Below are 21,324 nucleotides of genomic sequence, written 5' to 3'. Positions count from 1 at the left end.
AGCTACAACAAGTTAGCATAAACTAAGTTGTAAGCAAAAACAGGCAGTTGAAAAGAAAGTATTTAGGCTGACTTAGTTTTTTAAACGAATTGCTGTTAAGCAAGTGCGTTCAGCTTCATGAGTGCATAGAACAAAGTGGTGCAGTGCAAAGCTTGAGCTATTTTGTTATCAGCTAATAGTTGCTTTACTTCATCAATAGTATATTCTTCCACAATAATTTCTTCCTGCGCATCCAACTCCTGTTCTTGCACCTTAATGCCGCCTGTAGCTAAAAAGCAGTAAGTGAGGTTATCGGCAGTAGATGGATTGGCGTATATGGTACTTAGAAGTTCAAGATTGTCAAACTGATAACCGGTTTCTTCCAACAGTTCACGGCGCATACCCATTTCAGGTGTTTCTCCGGCTTCGAGTACACCACCGGGTATTTCTAACGATACAATGCTTGCCGCATGTCGGTATTGCCGTACCATAATAATTTTCTGATCGACGGTTACAGCTACTGCGTTAACCCAATTCGGATATTCCAGTACATAATAACCCGGTACAAAGCGCCCATCGGGCATACGGCATTGGTCAACCCGCAAAGTAGCCCAGGGGCCACGATGAATATATTCGGATGAGAGAACTTCCCATTTTAAATCAGGCATGCTGTTGCTTTAAATATTGATTGATCTGGTTTCGGCGACTGATGTTTTCGAATGATTGAACGTGATAGTGCTGTTCCAACCGGTCAAAAATGATTAATACTTTCTGTAAAGTAGTTAGTGTGGCCTGATCAGCAGTGAAGGGTTCAGCCTCTAAATACAACATTTGGGCTAAGCCATCCAGCTTTTGTGCGTTATAATTTCTTTGTTCCAGCAGCGCACCAAAATCAGCATTGCTTAACTGCAATAGTGTATTTTCATCCAAGCCAAATTCAGCAGATAAGCTTTGTTGATAAAGTTGTTTTGCTTCATCCGGGTTGGTATTCTTTAAACCCAGAAGTTTGGCAATTAACTGCGCAAACTTTTGGGCTTCATCTGCAATTAGATCTTTTCTATACATAAATAATAAAGTTTACCAGCTACCACTGCTGCCACCACCGCCAAAGCTGCCGCCGCCAAAGCCACCGAAACCGCCGCCTCCGCTACTACCACCGCCAAAGCCGCCACCGCCGCCCCAGCCACTGCCTCGGCTACCGCCGCCACCCAGCATGTTGCCAGCTAAAAACCACCAAAACGGACTAGAACTACCACGACTGCCAATAACCTGGCCACCACCACCGCCACCCCGGTTCCGGAAAACCAGGATAAGTACTACAACAATAATGATGATAATGACCACAGCACTACCACCGCCGCCATCATCAGTTTGCTTTTGTTGGTTTGGATCAGCTTTGAATTCACCTTTCAGGTACTTGAAAATATCAGTAGTAGCTGCATCTAGCCCGGCAAAATAGTTGTTTTGCTTAAAGTTAGGCTTAATATCTTGCTGTATAATGGTTTGTGTAGCCGCATCGGTCAAAGCGCCTTCTGCACCGTACCCCGTTTGTATGGTTACTTTATGGTCGTTTAATGCTACCAGCAGCAGTACGCCGTTGTTTTTACCTTTTTGCCCGATGCCCCATTTACGGCCCAACATGGTGCCATACTCATCAATATCATAGTCGCCAATTGATTTTATGATGACTACCGCTAACTGTGTTGAAGTAGAATCATTATAAGCCACCAGCTTATCTTCCAGCCTTTGCTTTTCATCAGCCGATAGCGTGTTGGTATAGTCATTAACCAGCGTATTGGGCTTTTCCGGAAAATCTTGCGCGAGGGCTGTGTAACCTAAAGTAAGTAAGGTAACAAACAGCCATAATCTTTTCAGCATCTTGTAAGTTTTATTCGCCATCCATAAAGGCAATATCGTCTGATAATTCGTTTTTATCTTTCTCCCGGTAAGGAAAGTAAGTTTTTAGTTGCTGTCCGGCTTCTAAAACGCCGGCTACAATACCACCTACCAAATCGCCTTGTTTAAAAAGGCTTAGCATATCTTCCTTAGTTAAATCCCAAAAGTCGTCTGGTACAGCCTGGTTAATGCCTACATCGCCAATAATAGCAAACTGCTTATCGGTAGTGGCTATATAAATGAGTACGCCGTTACGGTCGTGAGTTGTATGCATGTCCAGCTTTTTAAAGCAAACCGCAGCCCGATCAAGCGGATTGTTCGGACACTTCTTTTCTACACAAACCCTAATCTCGCCCGATGTATTCTTTTCGGCCTGCTCTATAGCGCGGCGTATGCGCTGCTGCTCGTCTTCATTAAATATTGGCATATTGAGTAAGATTGAAGGACTGAGAGATTGAACAATTGAAGGAAGGTAAGATTAGAGAGCAATGCTAAAATAATAGCTAATCAGCCTCTTAATCTTACCATCCTTTATATACTAGTTAACTTAGAACTGTACTTTAGGGGCGCTTTGCGCATTGGCTTCAGCTTGGAAATAACCTTTAGGCTGAAAACCAAACATTTTAGCTGTTAGGTTAGCCGGGAACGACCGTATTTTGCTGTTGTAAGCTTGTACAGAGTTGTTAAAATCCATACGTGCTACACTAATGCGATTTTCGGTACCTTCCAGCTGGCCTTGCAGCGCAGTAAAGTTATCATTAGCACGCAGGGTAGGGTAGGCCTCAGTTACACTTAGCAATCTACCTAAAGCTGTACTTAATTCACCTTGTGCTTGTTGGTATTTTTGTACGTTTTCAGGTGTTAATTTACTAGGGTCAATCTGTACGGAAGTTGCTTTAGCACGTGCTTCAGTAACAGCAGTTAAGGTGCCTTTTTCAAAGTTTGCTACGCCTTTTACAGTAGCTACCAGGTTCGGTATCAAATCGGCCCGGCGCTGATACTGGCTTTGTACAGTTCCCCATTTGGCTTTGGTGTCTTCGTCCATTTGCACGATGCCATTGTAGCTGCACGAACTGAATGACATGGCTACCATAATTAACAGAACGGCTGAGAATAGTTTTTTCATCTTTTACAGGTTTTTGTTTAAAGTTGAATTTTAGTACTTGGATTACAAATGTTGTACCGTTGTTACAACTTATTGTATGGAATGCCAAAATATAAAATATGTTTGCTTTCAGGCTATTAATATGCGTGCGTGATTAGCGTAGGTAAGAAAAGTAGCTAAATCGCTTCTGAAATTGCGCCTGAGTTGCACCACATAGTGAGTTTAGTTATCCTCCTCAGCTTTTTACTGTGTACAAAATATTTACCTTTGGCACATCGTTATCCACCCTGAATGGCCGCTACCCTGAACAATCCTAGCCGGAATGCCGACCGCCTGATTGGCTGGTTTTTACTGGTTTGGACGTTGCTGAACATTTTACAGGCAACCACGCTGGGCCTGCATTCTGATACCGCTTATTATTGGATATACTCCCGCTTGCTGGATTGGGGCTACTATGATCATCCGCCGATGGTAGCCATTTTTATCCGTATTGGTTATAGCCTGATTCATCAGGAACTTGGGGTAAGGCTGATGACGGTGTTAACCAGCACGTTATCCATGTATGTGCTTTGGCTGATTGCCAAAAGGTATAAAGCTGATGCACGGTGGTTTGTGCTGATTGTACCGGGTATTTTGATCTTCCACATTTATGGTTTTACTACCACGCCCGATGCCCCGCTGCTTTTCTTTACCATATTATTCTACTATGTATATCAGCGTTACCTGGATCGGGATAGCTGGGGTATTGCGCTGCTGCTAGCCTTGGTAATAGCTTGCTTGCTATACAGTAAGTACCATGCCGTACTGCTCATATTTTTTACCCTGGCAGCTAATCTGAAGTTGCTGAAACGACCATCATTCTGGCTAATTCCGGTACTGGCAGCCTTGCTATATGTGCCCCATATTTTGTGGCAGATACAACATGGCTATCCTTCTATCAATTACCACTTGTTTGAGCGCTCATCCGAAACGTATGATTTTGCACATACCTATCTGTATTTGCCAGGGCAGTTGCTGATGGCAGGACCCTTAATTGGCTGGTTTCTGTTTTACTATGCCTGGGGTACCCGAAATACCGATAATTTTACGCGCTGCCTGCTGGTTAATAGCTGGGGAACTTTCCTGTTCTTCTTAATTAATACCTTAAAGGGGAATGTGCAACCGCACTGGACATTGATTGGATTTGTACCACTGGCATTGTTGGTGTTGATTCGTATTCAGCGCAATCAACCACCAAAATGGTTCTACCGGTTGGCTATGGTAAACCTGGTTGTTATTGTTGCTTTCAGACTGTTGTTGGCAATGGGATTGCCCTACATTAAAAATCTACGTCCGGTTCGCAGCTATTTTGGTTATCCGGAATGGGCACGGCAAGTACATGAAAAAGTGGGGAATGCTTATGTAATTATGGCCAATGGTTTTCAGGAGCCATCAAAATACAATTACTATACCCGCAGCTTAAAAGGTTTTTCTTACGATGCACGCAGTTATCGCCGTACCCAGTATGACCTTTGGCCTATTGAAGATAGCCTGCAACACCAACGCGCTTATTACCTGAGCACTGTACCGCTGGCTGGTATTACTACGGATACCCTGCATACTGCTAAAGGCATTTACTATGGTACTTGGATAAATGATGTACGTACTTATCAGCGCATAGATATTCGGATTACGAATTACAAGTTATCTGCCCGGCCTCGTCAGCCCTTAACATTTAATTTGATGTTAACCAATCCATACCCGTTTGCTGTTGATTTTAGTAATGTGGGGCAAACTCATCCGGCATATTTAGCCGCGTGCTTTTTTCAAGGGGAAGAGCAAACGTATGCGCAACTGGCCGATAGTGCCTTTAATCAGCTTAAAATACCTGCACATCAAACGGCTACTTATACATTGCATGTAAATGCGCCGCCTAAACCGGGCAAGTATGATTTGATATTTTCTTTACGTACTACGCCGTTTCCGGGTGGGCGTAACAGCCGTATTGTTAACTTTACCGTTCAATAATTTAATTTCACTGTATGTTTAAAAAACTTTACCTGATCATATTTTTTTGCATAAGCGCCGTTGCTGCACAGGCCCAGATAATAGATAGCTTGGATGTGCATTTCAACGGTTTTAGTTTTTTAGATAACCGCGAGTATAAAGCATTTACCGAGCGTTCGCGCACGTACTCAGGTACCCGGGTGGCGCTTGATTTTGGCTTGAACCTGGATAGCCTTAACCATTTCCGGGTAGGGATAAACGGCATACATGAGTATGGTGCACATCCATACTTTTTGAAAGTGGACCCTGTAGCTTATTACAGCTTTGAAAGCCATAAATGGTTGTTTAACGCCGGTATGTTTCCACGCGCTGGACTAATTGATAACTTTCCCCGCGCTTTACTGAATGATACTTTACGGTACTACCGCCCTAATCTGGAAGGTTTGCTGACCCGCTACCAAACTGAATACGGTTATGAAACCCTTTTTCTGGATTGGGTGAGCCGCCAAACCGTTACTGACCGTGAACAGTTCATCTTTGGTTTATCCGGCAAATACCTGCCCGACCCTTACGGCCCCTTTTATTTGCAACACTATTTCATGATGTTGCATGATGCAGGCCCGTCAGTATCTATTCCGGGTGATCACATTCGGGATAATGGCGCTGGTCAAATCCGCTTGGGTATGGATTTCAGTCACAAAACTTTTTTTGATTCCCTTTCGGTAGAAGCTGGTGGTATGATATCATTAGAACGTGTTCGGCACAATACTAGTGGCGGATTCAGTAAACCCTTAGGCTTTGTAGCCAGTGCTTATGCCAGCTATCATCGTTTGGGTTTATTTGATGAGTTCTATGCTGGTCAGGGTCACCATGTCACCTATGGTGATGCTTTTTACGAGAAGAAACTATATAACCGGCTGGATATTATTTACTCTCCGTTTATTTTCAAGCACCTGAAAGGCCAGTTTATCCTGAGCTTGCACCAATCGCCAGGACAATTAGGCGACAGCCAGCAGGCATTCCGCATTGTTTATGATTTAGGGCGTAAAACGATAGCTCGGTTTAAAGATTAAATTAAAGAGCTACTTCCTTCTGCATGGAGTAGGGTTCATAACTTCTCATTAGCATCATAAAATAACTAACTTGCTAGCATAGGGGGGCGAATAATTTTTTATAGTGATATTATCTCACTAAAACAATTTGTTGTATTGCACTCGAATATCCTTTGCCTCTTACCAAGAGGCAAGCTCATGCTGATTAGGTGATAATTTTTTGTGAGTTGAATTAAGACAACCAGGTTTTTTTAAACATATTATCATTCTCGCTGCCGCACTTTCCTGCTTACTACTCCCCGTGCACCAGCACAGGGATGAAAGAGTAATAAGTAACCTTTTGAATTCCAACAACCCTGCTAAGGTAGAATCTTATAGAGCGTTTTAGCCGTGTTCAGGTATATGTTATTTGAACCATCTAATGCCATTCCGTAGATGGCTTCACCAAATGGATTGAGGTGCATGTCAGACACCATGCCATCTTTAATCTTATAAATCTTGTCGTACGTAGAAATAAGAATGTTATTCGAAGCATCAATAGCCATACCAACCGTGTTGAACGAAATAACGTTATAATAGGGTACGGTGATCTTTATAGTGCTAACGTACCCACCCGCTGTAACTTTCCTCAAATTACCGAGATAGGAATCATCTATTACGTAAAGGTCGCCGGTGCTGGCATCACATAACATGCTGTATATGTAAAGAAAGCTTGCTGCCGTTCCCTGTCCATCTTTCAATCCGTTGGTATAACTCGATCCTGCAGGGTTGTTACTGCCGGCCAATGTGCTTACTGTACCGTTGGCCGTTATTTTACGTATCACTAAGGCATCACTCACATACAAATCGCCAGTTTTGGCATTACGGACGATATGCGTAGGCGACCTGAATTTAGCATCCGTGCCTTGTCCGTCTGCTAGTCCGTTCGTACTTCCGGCAAAAACGCTGACTGCACCGCCGGGCGTTATTTTGTATACCTTTGAGCTGTTTTCGGTAATGCGATATAAAGGTAAATTATGGGGTCCGCTTGGTAACAATGTATAATCATCTCCCGAGGCAACATATACATTGCCGGCCGCATCGGCCACGCAGTCGCCTAAAATAAAATCTTTATCGCCTATGGTTGCTAAGGTATTGATGCCGCCGCCGGGGGTAACCTTAACCACTGTATTTTTTACCGTACCATACATATTGCCTGCGCCATCAAACGAAATGCTTTTCAGGATTGTGCTGGGGAAGGAGGTAAAAGTTGAGGAAAGCACGTTAACATCATTAGAGTAAGTAACAGATTTACCATAAGAAGTTACTACTAATTTACCTGTGCTGGCATTGGGTGGTATAGTCACATTGATTACCCGGCCAGTATACAGATTTCGGTTTACGCCTTGATAAATATTTCCGTTCACTACACCACCAGATGTACTTCCTTCATAGTTAGAGGATTTTAATGAATCTATAGCTATTTTAACGCCATTAAGCATAACCATGTTTTCACTTGGCACCGGGCTGAAGTAAGTGCCCGTGATAACCAATTTACTACCGCGCATGCCCGCTTCGGTATTAAGGTTTGCAATAGTTGGCTCAATTTGCTCTACTTTAAACGGTTTGCCGTAAATAGTGCTTTTCCCATCCATTACGATAGTAAGTGTTGACTCCGTTGTTACAGCAGCATCCGGTATATTGACCACAAATTGGAGAGAGTCGCCTGCAATGGCATTAGCAGTCAGATCATTAAAAAGAACCTTATAGTTTTTGAAATCCTTTTTAAAATTAATCCCAGATATAGCCAACGTGTAAAATGGCTTGCCTGAACTATTAAAAGCTGTATACTGCCAAATGCCTCCTATTACAGGATTAGCTGTTTCTGTTGGTGCGTTTTTTTCTTCCAGTTTATTACTATCTTTTTTACAGCTAAACAGCAATAACAGAAATACTGATAGTAGCAGGCCGGCTGCTTTTTTTGATATGGTTAATGTAAACATGTGAATAAGGAATGTGGTATAAACGTAACGCTAAGCAGTACAAAGTTAAAGGGTTAGCTGATTTTTTCAATTTAAGGTTGCTCTAGATACGCGAATTGCTAGCTGTTTGATTTAGCAGTATCTGGCAGCATATCAATATGTAGCATTGATTAGGCCATTCTTAATTGTTTTACTATCGGCTGCATTACCGGAGGCTGATGTAAGCGTAGCCGTAAACGTCCCTTTAATGGTTCGGTTATTAGGGTCTATAGAGGTAATAACCACAGTGCCTTCTCCTCCGGCATACTCTGTACTTTGATAGCTTATGCGGAACCCATTTCCTAACCTGTAGCCTGAATACGTGATTTTTGATTTTGATGCTCCTTTGCAGGTGTAAGTACCGGGCCCGGTTAAACCATCCAAGGTGATGGAAGGATAATAAGCTGTACGCATATCTTCAGGATAAGTACCGATAGACAACGGACCGATATTGAAAAGGGTGGATGAATAATAACCTTTGAAAAGCCAACCTTCAAAGGTTCCATTGATCTCGTAAGATAAGTAGAAATTGGCTTCCTTGGTTGTAAATTTACCTACATCCGTATTTCTTCCAGCTGTAACAACAGTGTTTACGGAAGCTAGGCCATTATAATGTGGGTCGGTTGAAAAATCTATCTTGTAATTCCCTTCAGGAAGATTGGCCAAGCTAAATGCACCGGTAACCGTATCTGCAGTGCATGAGTATGTTGTGCCTGTTTTCAAAAATAAAACGGTGATCGTTTTTACTGCTCTGATTGGAGAGATCATACCGCTTACGCTGCCGGTATTGGTAGTGGCACCTGATGTACCGGTAGTACTTGTTGTACTGGTGGGAATAATTGATTTCTCTTTTTTAGAGCAACTGTACAAACATGTAACAATGATGAGCAGTGAAAAAATTATTTCTTTCATGGATAAGGCTTTAGCGTTTTGTTTCACGTTTGATACTGCAATACGGTTTAAGTTGAAATTTACTATAAAGTTATCGTATAAGGCTAACCTTATCAATCCCCCAAATTGGGGGATTTTACCAGGGACGTAGAAAGTAAATTATAGTGAACTCCTCTTATGTGCTGGTGCATGCGTGCCGCGTATGCTTTAGCTACCTGTTTCAACAGTGTATAGCTTTAGTAAATTTGCTTGGTGTAGTTTAATAAGGCACACACGGCACGAGTGCGCCAGCACAAGGGCATACCTTTTCAAAATAGACCCTGCCGCTCAGGCTTGCCTTGTTACAACCAGCATCAACGCTAGTGCCTGCAATACCGGCAATCGGTCCGGTTAACGAAAACATTCTTTTATTTAACTCCTTGTTCTATTATAAAAGATACTGAGTTGTTCTTCCTAAGCGGTAGTAGCGAAAGTCGTTAAAAATTCAAAGTAATAGGTAAGGGCACTTTTACAACTTTCTTTACCTATTGAAAGACAACTATCTTATAGGTAAGCACTCTTTGAATCAATCGTAACTAAAGCTATGTAATGACCAGTTGATTACGGCAAACTTATTACAGGTTCGATAATCGATATTCGGATTTTTCTTGGTAGCCCAAGTAGACGTAAAACATACAAGATTCACATCGATTATCTACTGTAATTTTTCATTGTTTTTTGCTTGCTACTGAACAAACGGAATCATGATACATTAGAGTTTGACTTTATATACCGCATCGGAATCCAAATAATAAACGGAACCTCCCGTTATTTGCGTACTTAAAATCATGTAGCCATTTTTATCAATGGTCATTCCAGTGATATATTGACGAGATGGATTTAAATAACTGTTTGAAATTACGCCATCCTTAATTTTATAGATAGTACTATAAACCCCGTAGCCTACCGAGATATAAATAGCGCCCGACGCATCAGCCGCGGTGATCACGGACATGATATAACTATTTGGATTGAGTGCCTTACTGGAAGCGCCAGGTAAAACAGGCATATCAAATGAGGTTATCACTCCACTCGGTGTTATTTTCGTAATAACGCCGCTTCTGCTATTTATGTAATAAACGTCTCCGGTTATAGGATTAGATGCCATTTCATCCGCTATATAATAGGATTGATCGGGACCAATCTTCACTCCGGTAAGAGTACTCACTAAACCTGATGGTGTAATTTTCCTGAGGGCAGTCCCGGCATCGTTAACATATAATGTACCGGTGGTTATGTCTATTTCAAGTCCCATAGGTCTTTGGAATAGTGCGTTGATTCCTTGTCCGTCGGCAAATCCTTTTGTATCACCTGCAAAAACGCTTACCGTGCCTTCAGGTGTTACTTTATATATTTTATTGCTATACTGTGATATAATATACCTTCCCTCAGCATCGAAAGGAGATGAGAGGTAAAAATTGCCTCCTGCGTCCATTACACAGCCGGTAAACCAAGTATTACTTCTATTGTATACAGATACAGGATCAGTACCTATTGACGCAATTGCGCTGTAGGTGCCATTTGGGGCTATTTTAGTAAGCTTATTATATTGAGTGCCAAAAATATTGTCGGATGCATCTACAACCAGGTTTTCCATAGATGGTATTTTCCCGATCACAGCAAATGTTTGTGGAATAATCGTGAAATCATTTTTGTAAGTTAGCGTCTTACCGTGCGTTGTTACAACCAGCTTACCGGTGGAAGCATTTGGCGGTATGGTAAGGTATATATCTGTTAGACTTACCGAATCCAGAGCTGCCGGTATACCATTAATCGTAACGGTAGTTTTAGTAAGTGTAGGGCTGAAATCACTGCCGTGAATACCGATTTTGGCATTACGCATACCGCCTTCCGTCATTAGGCTGATTATTGTTGGATCAGGCGGTACAACTACTAGTTTTTTTGAATAAACAACTTTTTGATCATTAGTCACGATAGTAATAGTGTTTGGGCCCCAATTCGCTTGATCTGGAACTGCAATCATGATGTAGGTTGAGTCTCCTGCAAGTGCCTGCGCAACTACATCATTAAAAAGCACCTTACTATCCTTGAAGTTTTGACTGAAGTTATGGCCATTGACAAATATAAACGTGTTGGGCTTCCCAACAGTATCGGCGATAAGGCTGCCACTGTGGAAATATTTTCCATTATTATATTCAAAGTTTGAGATAACAGGAATGGCTTTGGGTTGCTCGTCAGATTGTCTGTCGTTTTTTTTACACCCTAGAATCAACACTATTGTAAGATATATTAATGCTAATGTGATTTTTTTATTCAATGCAAGGTTGGGCATGATCGTAGATATCTATTTTAAATAAAGCCGATTTTCTTTAACTAGAGTGTATGATTATACATACCATTTACAAAGTTACAACGATATTGACAAGGGGTCAATCCCGCAAATTGGGGGATTAAATCGGAAGGATATTTATTATTTTCTATATAGAAGGCCAAATAATCCTTTCCTCCCTCGTGCTGGCTCACGCGTGCCATATGTGCCATATTTGACTACCGGAGAACGCTAATGCGTTCGGCAGACTAGAGTTTGCAGGCATAGACCTTCGTAGTTTGGAAATTACGAAGAGCAGTAGGTTGATTAAAGAATTACACATAGCAAAAAAAGGTTTATGCCTTAAAATAAAGCATAAACCTTTTCACTTTTGGTGACACTGTTTTACCGGTGTTCACGGGTGTTCACATTACAAAAAAACGAACACTGACAAAACAGTGCCACCACTGCCAATGGTTTGTCAGTGTTACAGGGTGTTACACACTGAAACATGTAACACCTGTAACACTGACAAGAACCTGTCAGTAAAATACAACTCTATAGTAAAGTCACCAGCATGGCGGCACTCATTACTATCATTAGGCCATCCTCAACAATAGTTACCGTGCTCATGGGTAGGTTAAATACCGCACCTAAACAGGCACAACGTATAACTTTTTTGTTCAATACGGTTTGCAGTACGCCAATAATACTTACGGTCATTACTACCAAAGTAACAGTGTTAGTCAGTACCGGACTAAAATCGGTAGCATAAGCCAAGCCTAAGGCTAATTCCAGCAACGCATAGATGTAACCCCAACTTTTGAAGCGGCGGGCAATTACATCATACATCGCATAGCTATCGGCAAAGCCATCCAGGTTCAACATCTTGAAAAACGAAAACACTAGGAAAAAGCCGGCCATAAACACCCGCATAGCCAATACATCATCAAAACCTAGTGTAGTACTGCCTGCAATGATAGATGCCGTAAACACATAGGCAAAAATCAGCACGATAGGCTTATAAGTTTCAAACCATGATTTAGGCGCAGCATCATCACCACTAATAGGACTGGCTATTGGCGGCGTATCGGTAAGCTGATATTTCGGATAATCTTTCAAGGCGCTTTGCAGCGTGGGGGTTGGAACATGCTGCGCCATTTCTACGGCTACTTCACCCTTGTCCAAATTAACAGCAGCGTGCTGTACATGGGGTATCTGCGATAGCAAATGTTCTACTTTATATTGGCAGCCGGCACAGGTCATGCCGGTTACAGAATAGGTATGTGTCATAGTATTAATACTTAATTACAACACAAAGGTACGCCATACTGGGTGGCGAGCTTTATACTATTCAGGGTTTGGTTTATAAAATTTACAGTTCTTCAATATTACGGCGCTTGTTCTCCTTAATGGCTTTAAAGTGGCTGGGCGTAAGGCCGGTTTCTTTTTTAAACTGGCTGGAGAGGTAAGCCACACTGCTATACCCCATCTGGTAAGCAATCTCACTCAGCGTAAGTTCATTATAAATCAGTAGTTCTTTCACCTTTTCCATTTTCTGGCTGATGTAGTACTTTTCGATGGTTATACCTTCCGTATCCGAAAACAAGTTACTTAAATAATTATACTCATAGTGTAGCTGATCGGCCAGGTAGCTGGATAAATTGATAGTTAAGGGCTCCGTCTGATGATGAACTAATTGAACAATCAGGTTCTTGATTTTTTCTACCAGACGGCTCTTCCGGTCATCAATCAATTCAAAACCCATGCGTTTCAGCCGGGTATCCAACGTGGCTAACTGTTCGGTCGATAAATCTTCCGTAATTGTAGCTTCACCTAATTCAACTTGGGTAGGATGGTAGCCACTTTGCTGCAATTCAGCCTCTACAGCCAACTTGCAACGATGGCACACCATATTCTTGATATAAATTTTCATAACTCCTGTAACAGCCAGGTCGTAATCCTAATCTGATGTGTAAATTTATCGAAAATCGACCATGTACAACCCATCACAAAAGGCATATTACAATTCGAAGATTATATTACTACTATTAGTAGCATTAAAGCTATTCTTGAATTTTCTGGCGGCTCCACATTATGGCTTTCATCGGGATGAGTTGTTACACTTGGCTTTGGGCGATCATTTAGGATGGGGCTACATGGAAGTGCCGCCTGTAGTGGGTTGGCTGGCACGAATAACTACAGCGGTATTTGGTAGTTCATTAGTAGCTGCCCGGGTGTTTCCGGCTATTGCTAGTGCGCTTATGCTATGGTTTACCGGCTTACTGACTATCGAATTAGGTGGCGGTCGCTTTGCTGTTTTGCTGGCGGGCTTATGCATGTTGTTTTCGCCGGGTATGGTGGCTAGCTGCTATTTATTTCAACCCGTAGTTTTTGATCAGTTATGGTGGCTGTTGGCTACGTGGGCGTTAGTAAAATATGTAAATACCAATCAGGTAAATTATTTGTACGGGCTGGGTTTGATTGTAGGCATAGGACTGCTTACTAAATATACCATGGCCTTTTTTGCTGGTGCCTTATTAGTAGGTTTTGTACTTACTCCACAACGGAAGCTGCTAACCGTAAAGCCAATAATCATTACTATTTTAATAGCTTCTGTTATTTTTCTACCGAACATCATCTGGCAATATGAACACCATTGGCCGGTGGTTGCACACATGGATAAACTCCAACGCTATCAGCTGGACTATGTAAAACCTAGTGATTTTATTCTGCAGCAACTCTTATTGCATGGCTTGTTTGGCTTGGTATGGATAATTGGTTTAGGCTTTTTATTGTTTAGTAAAAAGCTTCGGCCATATCAGTTTGCTGGATTGGCGTACCTGCTGGTATTTGCCTTTTTATTATTCAAGCATGGCAAAGCTTATTATCTGTTAGCCGGCTATCCTATGTTGTTTGCTGCTGGTGGGTGTGGTATAGCATGGCTTGTGCATAATTACACTTGGCGTATTGTGTTGGCAGCAGTATGTTTAATACCTAATTTACTGCTGTTGCCGTTAGTATTACCAATTTTACCAATCAGGCAGACCTTAAGCTTATTCAGGTATAATCATCAGCACTTACCTTTGCTGGATTTTACCATTACTTGGGAAGACCAGAAGCCACACGCCCTTACGCAAGATTATGCGGATATGTACGGGTGGGATGAAATGGCTGCTAAAGTATCGGCTACTTACCATAGCCTTACACCCGAGCAGCAAAGGCATACGCTGGTTTATGCTGACACTTATGGCGAGGCGGGTGCCTTGCATCAATACCGTCACCAATACCATCTGCCTGATGTAATTTGCATGAACAGCAGCTTTGCATTATGGGCACCCGAAAGCTTGAAGGCAGATTATATTATTTACGTGAGTGATGACAATGATATTAGCGATTTAAATTCGTTGGTAGAAAGTTACCGTCGGGTAGGCATAATTGATAACCCGCTTGCTCGTGAAAAAGGAGTAGGGATATTCTTGATTGCGCATCCTAAACCTGCTTTGACACCATTGTACCAAAAAAACCTGCGCAAAAACCGCTTAGAATAGTAGCTTTGGCTTTGATATGCCTGTTATCTGTTTGCAAATTTTATTAACTATATGCCGAAACCGATAGCTGGCGACAGATTATGCTTTAAACAAGCTGTAAGTAAATAACTAGGGCTATCGTTACAATTCGGCTAAATCTTGAGCAATAGTTAGTAAGTCTTTCCCTATTAAATGCGGGGGAGGAGAGAGCGGGTATAAGGCTTGCCCTTCCCGTTCTACAAAGGCTGCCTGCAATCCGGCGTGCAGAGCACCTGCCACATCCCAACCGTGAGCGGCTATTAGCATACTATCAGCTGGTGCAGTGTTTAGCTCTTTTAAAGCAGCCTGGTAAGTTTCTGGGTGCGGTTTGTAAACGTTGAGGCCGTCAATGCTTAAGTTGCGCTCAAAGTAGGAAGCTATTTCAGCAAAAGCCAGCTGCTTTTGTAAGGCCTCCGCAGTAGAGTTGGTAAGCGTAGCCATACGATAACCGGCTTGTTGCAGTATATCTAACGCTTTAACCACTTCAGGGTAGGGCTCTAGTTGCTGCATCAATTGTACAATATGGGTTATTTCTTCTTCATCAATAGAGGTGTTCAAGCTCGCTGCCGTCATTTTTAACGTAGCCTGCCCAATTTCACTAAAGGTGTGATAACTTTGCGTAACGGTATCTACCAACGAATAATGTAACAGCCACGAAAACCATTGTTTAAAGGCAAACGGACTTTTAAGCGCTTTGGTAATGGCTACCTTTACAGGTTCCATATTCAGTAGCGTTTCATTAACGTCAAAAATTAACAACTGGGGCTTGGCCGACATACTAGGTGTGTTAGTGTTATAAGGTTAACCTCTGGCTTAAGTCTGTTGTTTGAATATGTACTAATTTTAAACATAACGAGATGAGGCCGGGTTGTTGAATAAACACATAGGTGATCAATCTGCCTCACGTTACCCTAGTTAACAGCTGCATGTATAAATATTTTACTGTTTTTATTTTCTTGTTTTTTGCCAAAGCTGCTTTGGCCCAATTTAATGATACTACTCATTATCATTTACTTTTGAATCCCAGCGGCACCATCAACCGCGCACGTGATGCCAATTCATACTTACTGAACAACGTTTTTAAGTTTGATGTGAAAAGAAAAGATGTGGCCTTAAATTATAGCACCAATTGGGTATATGGCAAAGCCAATAGTGCATTATCAAACAATGATTTTTCGACGGTGTTGGATGTGAATTTGTACAAAGCTATACCACATGCTTATTACTGGGGATTGGCCAACTATAATACCAGCTATTCGCTCAAAATTTATAACCAGTTACTGGCTGGTGGCGGTATTGCCTATAGTATTCTGGATAAGCCTAATGGATACCTGAACATTAGCGATGGTATTTTGTACGATTTAAGTGATATACAACAAAATGATACTACTCGCAGTACTTACCACACCTACAGAAACTCGTTGCGGTTACAGTTCCACTTTTTAATCAATAATATCATTACGCTGGATAGTGGCAACTTCCTGCAAAACTCGCTCAAAAAGGGGAATGATTATATTATTCGTTCTAATTTTAGTGTAGGGCTGAAATTGCGCAAATGGCTGTCTATTAATGGAGCTCTAAACTATAATAAAGAAACCCGTACGCAAAGCGAAACCTTGCTGGTAACTTACGGCTTACAGTTAGAACGCTATTTTTAGAATTACAAATCGCCAAACTCCTGGCTGGTGGTTACCCGGCGGTTAGATACAAATAAGCCCAAGCTCATGATAATACTGGTACCCAGAATAACCAAGAAGAGCAAGCCTGTTTCCACACCTGGTATACGCAGGTTTTGAGGGAGATTGTAGTATAGCAATACGCTGATTAAGCCACGTGGTACAATAACCAGTTCGGGCATCAGGTCAGTTTTAGATACAAGCTTGATGTACAAGAAACGGATCAGGTAAATAACCAGCAAAATCAAGCCACCAATAATGAGTACCGACCATTTCTCCAGTTGTTCGATAGCCATAGTAAAGCCAAAAATAGCGAAGAAGAATGTGCGCATTAGAAAAGCGCTTTCGGCCGACAATTGCAGCAGCTGTTTTAAATCGACAGCCAGTTTAGGGTATAAAAAGTATTTACGAAACCAGGGTAATCGTATCTGATCGGCATTGTTGAAAAACAACCCTAATGATAATACAATAATCAGAGCCGATAAATGATATAGCTGCCCAACCGCGTACACGAAAACCAGTAAAGCTATAATTAAGAAAAACTTAACATGGTGGGTAATGCGGCCAATTAAGTAAAGTAAAAACAAGCAGGCCCCTATGGCAAAAGTAAGGATGACGCCCAATTCAGCTCCTAACTTGGCAAATGAGCCTACGTTGATATGCGGATTACTGAGAATGAAATTGAACAGAATTACTGTCAGTATATCAGAAAACGAGGATTCATAAATAATGAATTCCCGCTTTTCCCGGTTAATGCTGGCAGCTGATGGTATGGCAATAGCTGAACTGACCACACAAAAAGGGATGGCATTGATAAAGCACTGATAATAACTGCTGCCGCTTAATTCATACAACAGCCAGGATATGCTTAAGGTAGTGCAAAGGAGAATGAAAAAGGCCGAAAAAAACGACTTGCGGATAACCGCGTTTTTAGCCGGCGAGTATTTTAGTTCCAGTGCACCTTCAAATACAATCAGGATTAAGCCCAACGTGCCTAGCGTGGGCAACAACGGCGAAAAGTTGAAAACTTTACTGCCAAAATAATCAACCATTTGCCTTACTACCACGCCCAAGCAAAGCAGTAGCAGTACGGATGGTATCTTGGTTTTGCCTGCAATTAAATCAAACAAATACGAAAATATCACCAATCCGCTAAGAATAATTAATGTGGTGTAGGTACTCAGGGTATCAAAAATTTAAAGTGAGCAATCAGTTCAGCCGGTTAACTATTTTTCAGGAAAGCCAGCGTTAAAGTCCAGGCTTCTTTTGAAGCGGCTTCGTTGTAGCTGGCTCGTTCATCGCAGTTAAAGCCATGATCGGCGTAAGAAAAGGTTGTATTTACATAATCCTTACCGGCATCTTCCACCGCCTTAATAATGGTAGCAATGTTTTCGGGTTTAATGTGTTGATCCAATCCACCCCATATAAACAGGTGCTTACCATGTAATTGTGTGGCTTGTTCGGTTAATTTTTCCAGTCCGCCACCGTAATAGGATACAGCTGCTTTAACCGGTAGCACGGCATTGGCCAAAAAGGACACCCGGCCTCCCAGGCAATAACCTATGCTAAAAACCGCTTGCTGATTAACCGGCTGTTGCATAATCCATTGGTAGGCTGCTTGCAAATCGGCAGTTAAACCTTCAATAGTTAAAGCCTGCATGTGGGGCATTACTGCCGGAAAATCCGTGTAGCTGCCCTCAAAACCTTTAGGTGCTGTACGATGAAAAAGTTCGGGCGCAATAACCAAATAACCTTCACGGGCAAAGCGGTCGGCAACATTGCGTATATGATGATTAACGCCAAAAGCTTCTTGTAATACAATAATGGCAGGCGTATCGGTGCTCAGGTTTTCAGGTTTGGCTACGTAGGCTGCCATATTGCTGCCATCGGCAACGTTCAAATCAAGGTAGTTTTCGTTGTTCATGTTCTTGGTGAATGTCATGATAATGGGTGAACTGGAAACACTGCTAAATGTTCGGGATAAATTATCATTTAATTGCCAAGATTATGTTTTTAACAAAACCACAATCCTGATTTAAGGTTACGCATATACATTTAAACGCACTATGAGTAATCTGTTTTCTCCTCTGAAAATCAAAAATATAGAACTTAAAAATCGCATTGTGGTATCACCCATGTGCGAGTATTCCAGCACTGATGGTTTTGCTAACGACTGGCATCTGGTGCATTTGGGCAGCATGGCTCGTGGCGGTGCCGGTTTGCTGATTACCGAAGCTACTGCCGTATCACCCGAAGGTCGTATTACCTTTGCTGATTTGGGTATCTGGAAAAATGAACAAATTGAAAAGTTAAAGCAAATAGTTGATTTTATAGAAGGACAGGGAGCTGTAGCCGGCATACAGCTGGCTCATGCCGGCCGCAAAGCCAGCCATGCACAACCCTGGAACGAACGCGGTAAGCAAATACCATCCAACGATGAGAATGGCTGGATTACCGTAGCACCCAGTGCTATTCCTTTTACCGGAGGTGAGGAAGCACCGGTGGCTTTAGATAAAGCCGGCATTGAAAAGATAAAGGATGATTTTAAAGCGGCTACCATTCGGTCGGTACAAGCGGGTTTCAAGGTAGCAGAACTGCATGCGGCTCATGGCTATCTGTTTCACCAGTTTTTATCGCTCATGAGCAACCAGCGTACAGATGAGTATGGTGGTTCGTTTGAGAACCGTATCCGGTTGTTACTGGAAGTGCTGGAAACCGTACAGCAGGTTTGGCCGAAAGAGTACCCGTTGTTTGTACGTATATCTGCCACCGATTGGACGGAAGGCGGATGGACGCCTGAAGAATCGGTAAAATTATCGGCTGTTTTAAAGGATAAAGGTGTGGATTTGATAGATTGTTCAACCGGAGGTAACGTGCCACATGCTAACATACCGGTTGGCCCCGGCTATCAGGTACAATTTGCGGAACAAATACGCAAAGAAACTGGTATAATGACCGGTGCTGTAGGTATGATTACTGAAGCCCGCCAGGCAGATGCCATTATACAAAGCGGACAGGCAGATTTGGTAATTATTGCCCGTGAGTTTTTGCGCGATCCGCATTTCCCGTTGCGTGCTGCGCATGAACTGGGGCAGGAGGTAGATTGGCCCGTGCAATATGAACGTGCGAAATGGCATTAATTGTGCAAGAAATTTGTAAACCATAAATACTAACATAAATAAACCATGAAACGTACAGCAAACGCCCACTGGAATGGCACTTTAAAAGATGGCCGCGGGGAACTAACTACACAAAGCACTACACTTAACAAAACTCAGTATTCTTTCAAAACCCGTTTTGAGCAAGGCGTAGGTACCAATCCTGAAGAATTAATTGCTGCGGCTCATGCTGGTTGTTTTACCATGGCAGTAGGTGCAGCTTTAAGCCAGCAAGGCTTTACCCCAGGCGATTTAACTACCGAAGCCATTCTGGATTTGGACATGGCTGCTTTGAGCATTACCGGCATCCATCTGGAACTAAAAGCCAGCCAGATTGAAGGTGTATCAGAAGATCAGTTTAAAGCCGTTGCTGAAGATGCTAAAAAGAACTGTATCATCAGCAAAGCCCTAAGCGTTCCATTTACTTTGAATGTAACCTACGGCGGATAATATGTTTAACATGTTGATAGCCATGGGTGATTAACATTCATGGTAATGACATATTTAAAACGAGTTAAAAGAGCAGGCAATACAGTCTGCTCTTTTTTGTTTATATTCGGATGAATACTTCTAATATGCTACGTTCAAGAGCTTTTCGCCGTTTCCTGACTTCTGTAATTATAATAGGTGCTTTGGTGTTGCTGGCTTTATATATTAAGCGTGAGTTTAAGGCTACTCATACTGAGGTAATAGATGATGTAATGGTTGAGAAAATTACCAGTATGGGTAAACTGGAGCTGGTAAAATATGCCATGAAAGATGTGCTGGAAAAGAAAGAAGTGCATATGATATTACCCGACGAACGTGTATTGTTTGTAGCTGTAGGGGAGGTAACCGCCTGCATTGATCTCACCAAGATTAAAAAACAGGATATCAGTTCTACAAAAGATACGGTAACTGTACTGATGCCTAAGCCCGAAATTTGCTATGTCCGGCTGGATCATCAACGTTCTAAAGTTTATGATGTAAGCGGTATTTTGTTACCCAACACCGCCAAAACCATGGTAGAGGATGTATATAAACTGGCCGAGAAAAAGCTGCTGGATAATGCCCAAGAATTGAACATACTGGGCAAAGCTCAGGAAAACGCACAGCTTATATTTAAACCATTGCTGGAAAATATAGCTGGTAAAAAGGTGGTGTTGAGATTTAAATAACAAAATGGGGAATTAAAGACCTTTGTTATATAATACGGCTTTATGAATTAATTAAGCAAAATGTAGAATATTTCATGCTATTTACTATTTGAATAATCAAGTACAGTAATATTAAACTCCATTGCTGTTTCTACAAGTACATGATGTGTAGTTCTTTTAAAAACAATTAGTTACTGTCAAGAACATTCCAGTATCATGCGGGTATGGCTTTCTTTAACAGATAATGAATAGGATGAAAAATGTAGGAATTAATAATTGTTCTAATATGTTGCCTAAATACACTCCTTACGCCCAAAGTTCTAAGTAGGACTCAGTAATACGCCTAGCCAGATAGAACACTAAAAACTTTAAGTCGAGTGATGACCGTTTCCAGTATTTCAAGAAATATCGTATAAAATCATCATCCCAATCTGATAAAGAAATAACAGCAGGAAAAGCTTACGGCTCATTGATGGCAATTGAAACTTTTTTAAACTTTCTAAGCCATTACATGTGATACTACGCTTTTGAGTAATTCTATTTATGTACAAACCTGTAGAATAGTAGC

The 21,324-nt window shown here is 41.8% G+C and carries 20 protein-coding genes; 7 read left to right on the top strand and 13 right to left on the bottom strand.

From position 1 onward, the window contains the following. Positions 1-95: 95 nt before the first annotated feature. The 5 genes from HH214_RS03485 to HH214_RS03465 all read right to left on the bottom strand — a co-directional run bounded on the left by HH214_RS03485 (position 96) and on the right by HH214_RS03465 (position 3,001). A complete protein-coding gene (locus HH214_RS03485) occupies positions 96-647 on the bottom strand; it encodes an NUDIX hydrolase (protein WP_169606025.1) in 552 nt (183 codons plus the stop codon). Then, the gene (locus HH214_RS03480; RefSeq protein ID WP_169606024.1) at positions 640-1,044 is read right to left on the bottom strand and encodes a hypothetical protein; all 405 of its coding nucleotides are present in this window, start codon (positions 1,042-1,044) and stop codon (positions 640-642) included. Before HH214_RS03480 ends, HH214_RS03485 begins: the two co-directional genes overlap by 8 nt. Positions 1,045-1,056: 12 nt before the next feature. After that, positions 1,057-1,857, bottom strand: coding sequence for a TPM domain-containing protein (locus HH214_RS03475; protein ID WP_169606023.1), 801 nt, complete (start codon positions 1,855-1,857; stop codon positions 1,057-1,059). 10 nt (positions 1,858-1,867) lie between these two features. Beyond that, a complete protein-coding gene (locus tag HH214_RS03470) occupies positions 1,868-2,302 on the bottom strand; it encodes a TPM domain-containing protein (protein ID WP_169606022.1) in 435 nt (144 codons plus the stop codon). A gap of 120 nt (positions 2,303-2,422) precedes the next feature. Continuing rightward, positions 2,423-3,001 (bottom strand): LemA family protein, encoded by a 579-nt coding sequence (locus HH214_RS03465; protein ID WP_169606021.1) that lies wholly within the window; start codon positions 2,999-3,001, stop codon positions 2,423-2,425. 270 nt (positions 3,002-3,271) lie between these two features. Between HH214_RS03465 and HH214_RS03460 the strand changes: the two genes are divergently transcribed. Next, the gene (locus tag HH214_RS03460) at positions 3,272-4,987 is read left to right on the top strand and encodes an ArnT family glycosyltransferase (protein WP_169606020.1); all 1,716 of its coding nucleotides are present in this window, start codon (positions 3,272-3,274) and stop codon (positions 4,985-4,987) included. A gap of 14 nt (positions 4,988-5,001) precedes the next feature. After that, positions 5,002-6,039: a hypothetical protein gene (locus tag HH214_RS03455; protein WP_169606019.1), complete on the top strand. Its 1,038-nt coding sequence runs from the start codon at positions 5,002-5,004 to the stop codon at positions 6,037-6,039. Positions 6,040-6,377: 338 nt separating this feature from the next. Here the strand turns inward: HH214_RS03455 and HH214_RS03450 are convergent, their stop codons facing one another. The 5 genes from HH214_RS03450 to HH214_RS03430 all read right to left on the bottom strand — a co-directional run bounded on the left by HH214_RS03450 (position 6,378) and on the right by HH214_RS03430 (position 13,153). Next, a complete protein-coding gene (locus tag HH214_RS03450) occupies positions 6,378-8,000 on the bottom strand; it encodes an NHL repeat-containing protein (protein WP_169606018.1) in 1,623 nt (540 codons plus the stop codon). Between the two features lie 132 nt (positions 8,001-8,132). Then, on the bottom strand, positions 8,133-8,930 hold the full coding sequence (locus HH214_RS03445; protein ID WP_169606017.1) for a carboxypeptidase-like regulatory domain-containing protein: 798 nt from the start codon (positions 8,928-8,930) through the stop codon (positions 8,133-8,135). Positions 8,931-9,660: 730 nt separating this feature from the next. After that, positions 9,661-11,241 carry an IPT/TIG domain-containing protein gene (locus tag HH214_RS03440; protein WP_169606016.1) on the bottom strand — a complete coding sequence of 527 codons (1,581 nt, stop codon included), beginning with the start codon at positions 11,239-11,241 and terminating at the stop codon, positions 9,661-9,663. Positions 11,242-11,775: 534 nt separating this feature from the next. Further along, positions 11,776-12,510 (bottom strand): heavy-metal-associated domain-containing protein, encoded by a 735-nt coding sequence (locus tag HH214_RS03435; RefSeq protein WP_169606015.1) that lies wholly within the window; start codon positions 12,508-12,510, stop codon positions 11,776-11,778. A gap of 82 nt (positions 12,511-12,592) precedes the next feature. Further along, positions 12,593-13,153: a helix-turn-helix domain-containing protein gene (locus tag HH214_RS03430; protein WP_169606014.1), complete on the bottom strand. Its 561-nt coding sequence runs from the start codon at positions 13,151-13,153 to the stop codon at positions 12,593-12,595. A 61-nt stretch (positions 13,154-13,214) separates the two neighbouring features. On the opposite strand from HH214_RS03430, the gene HH214_RS03425 reads away from it, so the two are divergent. Further along, positions 13,215-14,768 (top strand): glycosyltransferase family 39 protein, encoded by a 1,554-nt coding sequence (locus tag HH214_RS03425; RefSeq protein ID WP_169606013.1) that lies wholly within the window; start codon positions 13,215-13,217, stop codon positions 14,766-14,768. 120 nt (positions 14,769-14,888) lie between these two features. On the opposite strand, the gene HH214_RS03420 is transcribed toward HH214_RS03425, so the two are convergent. Next, entirely contained in the window at positions 14,889-15,563 is a 675-nt protein-coding gene (locus HH214_RS03420) for a haloacid dehalogenase type II (protein ID WP_169606012.1), read from the bottom strand. 149 nt (positions 15,564-15,712) lie between these two features. Here HH214_RS03420 and HH214_RS03415 point away from each other — a divergent pair, with 149 nt between their 5' ends. After that, positions 15,713-16,444, top strand: coding sequence for a DUF481 domain-containing protein (locus HH214_RS03415; RefSeq protein WP_169606011.1), 732 nt, complete (start codon positions 15,713-15,715; stop codon positions 16,442-16,444). A gap of 2 nt (positions 16,445-16,446) precedes the next feature. Here HH214_RS03415 and HH214_RS03410 read toward each other — a convergent pair whose 3' ends face one another. Both HH214_RS03410 and HH214_RS03405 read right to left on the bottom strand, forming a co-directional pair. After that, on the bottom strand, positions 16,447-17,607 hold the full coding sequence (locus HH214_RS03410; protein WP_248282194.1) for a cation:proton antiporter domain-containing protein: 1,161 nt from the start codon (positions 17,605-17,607) through the stop codon (positions 16,447-16,449). 77 nt (positions 17,608-17,684) lie between these two features. Further along, positions 17,685-18,404 (bottom strand): dienelactone hydrolase family protein, encoded by a 720-nt coding sequence (locus HH214_RS03405; protein WP_211166300.1) that lies wholly within the window; start codon positions 18,402-18,404, stop codon positions 17,685-17,687. 124 nt (positions 18,405-18,528) lie between these two features. On the opposite strand from HH214_RS03405, the gene HH214_RS03400 reads away from it, so the two are divergent. The 3 genes from HH214_RS03400 to HH214_RS03390 all read left to right on the top strand — a co-directional run bounded on the left by HH214_RS03400 (position 18,529) and on the right by HH214_RS03390 (position 20,777). Then, positions 18,529-19,602, top strand: a complete 1,074-nt coding sequence (locus HH214_RS03400; protein ID WP_169606010.1) for an NADH:flavin oxidoreductase/NADH oxidase — start codon at positions 18,529-18,531, stop codon at positions 19,600-19,602. 45 nt (positions 19,603-19,647) lie between these two features. Continuing rightward, on the top strand, positions 19,648-20,070 hold the full coding sequence (locus tag HH214_RS03395; protein WP_169606009.1) for an OsmC family peroxiredoxin: 423 nt from the start codon (positions 19,648-19,650) through the stop codon (positions 20,068-20,070). 125 nt (positions 20,071-20,195) lie between these two features. Then, a complete protein-coding gene (locus HH214_RS03390) occupies positions 20,196-20,777 on the top strand; it encodes a DUF4230 domain-containing protein (protein WP_169611025.1) in 582 nt (193 codons plus the stop codon). Positions 20,778-21,324 lie beyond the last annotated feature (547 nt).

The sequence above is a fragment of the Mucilaginibacter robiniae genome (assembly GCF_012849215.1).
Classification (GTDB): domain Bacteria; phylum Bacteroidota; class Bacteroidia; order Sphingobacteriales; family Sphingobacteriaceae; genus Mucilaginibacter; species Mucilaginibacter robiniae.
This window is presented reverse-complemented; position numbering and strand designations above follow the sequence as displayed.